The sequence below is a fragment of the Oceanobacillus saliphilus genome (assembly GCF_023522835.1).
GTDB classification, from domain to species: Bacteria; Bacillota; Bacilli; order Bacillales; family Amphibacillaceae; genus Oceanobacillus; species Oceanobacillus saliphilus.
Genome location: NZ_JALCZU010000073.1, coordinates 1 through 281, shown reverse-complemented (window position 1 = coordinate 281; position 281 = coordinate 1). Strand labels below are relative to the sequence as shown.

Annotated in this window: 1 protein-coding gene; it reads right to left on the bottom strand. The window is 39.9% G+C overall.

What is annotated here, in order from left to right; translation table 11 throughout:
* A partial coding sequence (locus tag MN204_RS20495) for a family 1 glycosylhydrolase (RefSeq protein ID WP_249872905.1) occupies window positions 1-281 on the bottom strand: 281 nt, incomplete at both ends.

The following is a 281-nucleotide window of genomic DNA, read 5'->3' as shown; positions in this document are numbered from 1 at the left end:
AGTGGCATGAAACCCCCAAGTTCCGGTATTAATTTCATTAAAAGTTAAATAATACGGAACGCGACCTTTAAAATGTTTAAAAACGACTTCAGTAAACCGATTAAAATCGGCAATGGTTGCCCGGCTGGCCCACCCATTTTGCTTAAGCGTTAATCCAATGGGCATTTCATAATGTGACAGTGTAACTAATGGTTGAATGTGATAGCGTCGCAATTCATCAATGACTCGATCATAGAAAGCAAGTCCATCTGAATTTGGCTCGAGTTCATCACCTTTTGGAA